Origin of the sequence: Mesorhizobium sp. M7A.F.Ca.US.006.04.2.1, from assembly GCF_004022915.1 — a bacterium.
GTDB classification, from domain to species: domain Bacteria; phylum Pseudomonadota; class Alphaproteobacteria; order Rhizobiales; family Rhizobiaceae; genus Mesorhizobium; species Mesorhizobium ciceri.
Map to the genome: position 1 here is coordinate 1 of NZ_RZQA01000512.1, position 4,761 is coordinate 4,761.

4 protein-coding genes are annotated in these 4,761 nt (G+C 62.9%); all 4 read right to left on the minus strand.

Annotation, left to right across the window (positions count from 1 at the left end; all coding sequences use genetic code 11):
- Window positions 1-93: 93 nt before the first annotated feature.
- The 4 genes from EN925_RS23990 to EN925_RS24005 are packed head-to-tail and all read right to left on the minus strand — an operon-like array spanning window position 94 to window position 4,660.
- Window positions 94-1,056, minus strand: coding sequence for a type II secretion system F family protein (locus tag EN925_RS23990; RefSeq protein ID WP_127368774.1), 963 nt, complete (start codon window positions 1,054-1,056; stop codon window positions 94-96).
- 1 nt (window position 1,057) lies between these two features.
- Entirely contained in the window at window positions 1,058-2,023 is a 966-nt protein-coding gene (locus EN925_RS23995; protein ID WP_027162569.1) for a type II secretion system F family protein, read from the minus strand.
- A gap of 4 nt (window positions 2,024-2,027) precedes the next feature.
- A complete protein-coding gene (locus EN925_RS24000; RefSeq protein WP_013531960.1) occupies window positions 2,028-3,449 on the minus strand; it encodes a CpaF family protein in 1,422 nt (473 codons plus the stop codon).
- Entirely contained in the window at window positions 3,446-4,660 is a 1,215-nt protein-coding gene (locus EN925_RS24005; RefSeq protein ID WP_013531961.1) for a CpaE family protein, read from the minus strand. Before EN925_RS24005 ends, EN925_RS24000 begins: the two co-directional genes overlap by 4 nt.
- Between the last annotated feature and the right edge of the window lie 101 nt (window positions 4,661-4,761).

Genomic DNA, 4,761 nt, shown 5'->3' on the forward strand with positions numbered 1-4,761 from the left:
TGGGCAGCAGCATGGACTTTCTCACCTGCAAAGCCGGGTTCGGTCAGGACAATGGTTTGTCAGCCCCTTGCTAGGGCTTTTGTGGAGCGCTCGCTAGTGCGCCGTCATTTTGACGATGACTGGAATGGCCGCGATCATCAGCACCACCGGCAGGATGCACACAACCACGGGCACCGACATCTTGGCAGGCAGAGCGTGCGCCTTTTCCTCGGCCAACGACATACGCTTATGGCGCATGTCGTCGGAGAAGACGCGCAGCGCCCCCGACAGGCTGGTGCCGAGTTCCTTGGACTGCTGCAGCAGCGTGGCGAAGGAACGCACCTCGTCCAGGCTGAGGCGATCGGCGAGCGCCTTCAGCGCATCGTCGAGGCTGCGCCCGGCCCTCAGCTCCAGCGACACCAGCTGCAGGTTCTGGCTGAGCGCGGGATAAGTCTTGGCGAGTTCCTTGGAGACGCGCTCTATGCCTGCCTCCATGCTCATGCCGGCATCCGAGCAGACAATCATCAGGTCCATGAAATCGGGAAAGCCGTTGCGGTACTCGCGCCTGCGTTCCCGCACTTTCTGGCTCAGCACCAGGCCGGGCAGGAAATAACCGGCCGCGCCCGACAGGATGACGAATGTCCAGCGGCTGGCCATCGTTGCGTCCGGACTGGCCATCCAGCGGTTGAGCACAAACACGCCTATTGCCGTGCCGATCATCGCAGTGAACCGGATCAGGAAGAACGTGCCGACAGCGCGCGGCTCCATGTAGCCCGCCTGGATAAGCTTCATGCGCAGCCGCGCGACATTTTCCGGATCGCTCCTGGCGTAGAATTCCTGCGCCCGCTTCACCGCCTTCTCGCGCACGATGCCGGTATTCTTCTTTTGCACCGGCTCCGGTTTGGCGGCCACGGGACCGTTGTCGACCCTGAGCCGGCGCATGACCTCGTTGCGATCGCCCTTCGCCATGACAACAGGCCAGGCAACAGCGGCAGCACCCACCGCCAGCAGCAGTATGGCCACCGGCATCAATGAGGTCGGCGCAAGCGAGGCGAGGAATTCGATGAAATCCTGCATGTCAGAACTTGAAATTCGACATCTTGAACATCATCAAATTGCCCAGCATCAGCCAGGTGATCGACGCGCCAAGCAGATACCAGGTCTTCGGCTCGCCCCAGACGTCGCTGTAGAAGCCCGGCATCAGTGCCATGATGGCGGCAAACAGCAACGCCGGCACGGCCGTCAGAATGTAGGCCGACATCCGGCCTTCTGTCGCAATGGCGCGCACCTTGCGGCGCAGCTTGCCACGCTCGCGAATCGTCGTCGCCAGGCCGTCGAGGATCTCGCGCAGATTGCCGCCCGAACTGGTCTGGATCGAGACGGCGGTGACGAACAACGGCAGATCCTCCTGGCCGACCCGGTCGAACAGCGAGTTCAACGCCGAAACCAGATCGGATCCGTAGGTCACTTCGTCGGCGATGACGCCGAACTCGCTGCCGATCGGGTCGGGCATCTCGCGCGCCACCATGGCGATCGCCACCGGCACCGGATGGCCGGCCTTCAGGCCACGCGTGATCAGTTCCAGCGCCTCCGGCAACTGCATGCCGAACCGCTTCAGCCGGCGCTTGCGCTTGAAACGCAACGTCAGCACCGGCAATAGCGGCATGAGCACCACGAACAGGACGAACCCCATCAGCGGCGGCAAGCCGTACCAGATGGCGACCAGGGCCATCGCCATCGCCACGCCGCAGGTGATCATGAGGAATTTCGACAGCGGCATGATCATGCCCGACTGGGTTCGCAGCGCGCGAAACCGGTCCGCCGAAAACAGCGGCGTGCCCGCGTCAAGGCCGCGCTCCTTGCGCAGTTGGACGAGCACCTGCTCCTGGCTGATCTTGTTTTCCTGCAGCCTCATGCGCCGGTTGATGGCGGTGCGCTTGTCGCTGCGGCCGGCATAAAGCAGGTAACAGGCCTCGGCGATCAGGATGCCGGTCAGCGCGGCCGCGGCATAGACGACATAGATCGCGCTCATTCCATCGAACACTTGGCTACTCCTGCGGCCGGCCGGGTTCGAAATATCGTCCGGGAAACTCGATGCCCATGGCGCGCAGGTCCTCGAGGAAGCGCGGCCGGATGCCGGTCGCCTCGTAGTGGCCCAGAATCTTGCCGTCGGCCTCCATGCCGGTGCGCACGAAGCGGAAGATCTCCTGCATCTGGATGACATCGCCTTCCATGCCGGTCACCTCGGCGACACTGGTCACCTTGCGCTTGCCGTCGGACAGGCGCGTCAGTTGGACGATCAGGTCGAGCGCGCTGGCGATCTGGCTGCGGATCGACTGCACCGTCATCGGCATGCCGGTCATGCCAAGCATCTGCTCGAGCCGCGAAATGGCGTCGCGCGGCGTGTTGGCATGGATGGTCGCCATCGACCCTTCGTGGCCGGTGTTCATTGCCTGCAGCATGTCGAAAGCCTCCTCGCCGCGGCACTCGCCGAGGATGACGCGGTCGGGGCGCATGCGCAGTGCGTTCTTGACCAGGTCGCGCTGCTTCAGCTCGCCATGGCCTTCGATGTTGGCCGGACGTGTTTCCATGCGCGCGACATGCGGCTGCTGCAGCTGGAGCTCGGCCGCGTCCTCGATGGTGATCAGCCGCTCGTCTTCCGGAATGAAGGCCGACAGTGCATTGAGCATGGTCGTCTTGCCGGTGCCGGTGCCGCCCGAAATGATCGTCGTCTTGCGGGCATGCACGGCCGCCGCCAGCACTTCGGCCATGTTCTGGGTGATGGCGCCGAATTCGACCAGTTTATGCAGGCCGAGCTTGTTCTTGGAGAATTTGCGGATCGACACCAGCGGACCGTCGACCGCAACCGGGCGGATGGCCGCGTTGAAGCGCGAGCCGTCCAGCATGCGGGCATCGACCATCGGCTGCGATTCGTCGACGCGGCGACCGACCGCGGCGACGATCTTGTTGACGATGCGCAGGAGATGCGCCTCGTCCTTGAACGGAATGTGGACCGGCTGCAGCTTGCCCTTCTTTTCGACAAAGCAGTTCATGTGGCCGTTGATCAGGATATCGTTGATGTCGGGATCCTTGAGCAGCGGCTCGAGCGGACCGAGGCCGACCATCTCGTCGACGATGTCGTCGACCAGCGCGTCAAGCTCGACGGTGTTGATCGCCATCCGCTCCTGCTTGGTCTTTTCCGAAACGAAGTCATGCACTTGCCGGCGCATCTCATCCTTCGGCAAACGCTCCAGCGCGACAAGATTGATCTCTTCGAGCAGCAGCCGGTGGATACGCACGCGCGCATCGAGCACCTTGTTGGCATTCTTCGCCAGCGCTGCTTCCGGCTTTGCCGGCAAAGCCTTTCGGCTGGTTGGTATGACGACGGCATGATGGGCGACCGGCGTCGTCTCAGGCGCGCGCTGCGGACGCGCATCGCGGTTCTGCAGGGTGGAGAAGCGGCTGGTCATCCGGCTTTCCTCTTCAGTAATCCACGGCCCATGCCAAACAGCGAGCGCGATTTCGCCCGGGTCGGGACCGCTTCTTCCGGCAGGATGATCTTCTTCAGATCGTTGACGACATTGGCGTTGGGATCGATCTCGTGCAGCGGTACGCCGCGATCGACTGCTTCGCGCACCAGCCGGTAGTTGTTGGCGATGCCGCCGACGAAATGCTCGCCAAGGATTTCCTGGACGTCCGCCTGCTTGATGCCGTTATCGAACATCTTCTGTTCGAAACGGTTGACGATGACGTTCGGCTTCACTTCCTTGCCGGCCGTCTCGTAGACCGCCTGGATCAGCCGCTGGGTGTGGCGCAGGCACGGCACCGTCATTTCCGCGACGATGTAGAGCTTGTTGGAACCGAGCAGCACGGTCTCCGTCCATGGAAACCAGGTGCGGGGCATGTCGATGACGACATTGTCGAAATAGGCCGAAACGAGATCCAGCATGCGCACCACGACATCGGTCTTGAACGAGCGCATCTCGGCTGGATGCGCCGGTGCCGCCAGCACGCAAAGCCCGCTGGCATGCTTGGACAGCATCACGTCGAGCAGTTGGCGGTCGAGACGCTCGGGCTGGTTCTCGATCTCGGTGATGTCGAAACGCGGTTCGAGGTCGAGATATTCGGCACAGGCGCCCTGCTGGAAGTTGAGATCGACGACGCAGGTCGACGCGCCGCGCGTCACCGAGTGATGCAGCTGGAAGGCGGTCTGCAGCGCCAGCGTCGTGGTGCCGACGCCGCCCGCCGCAGGCATGAAGGTATAGATTTGCGACTCGGTGTTTTCCTCGCGCCCGGGCCCTTGCAGCGCCCGTACGACGGAGCGCACCAGATCGGCCGTGGTGATCGGCTTGACCAGGAAATCCGCGACCTTGAGCTGCACGAGAATGCGCACCGCGGCCGCGTTGAACTCCTGGGTGACGACGACGACAGGAACCTTGTCCTCCAGCCGGCGCATGATGCGCTGCAGCGACTCGACCTCCTCCAGCCTTGCCGCATCCATGTCGACGATGATGGCGCCGAAGTCGGCTTCCTGGATCTCGCCGCGCAACTCGGTAACGTTCTTTTCCACTGTCGAGAGCTGTATGATCTCGGAGGCGGAGAATGCGGTGCGCGTGTCCTGCGCAAACGTCCTGTCGGTCGATACGAGCAGGATCTTCCTGGTCTTGATGCCGTTTGCCATTCTGTCAGCCTGTCAGGTCGCCCGTTGACCAGTTGCCCGTTGAATCAGTTGCCTGTGGTCGACTGCGACGCCTTGGCACCGGCCGCCTGATCGGGTGTGAC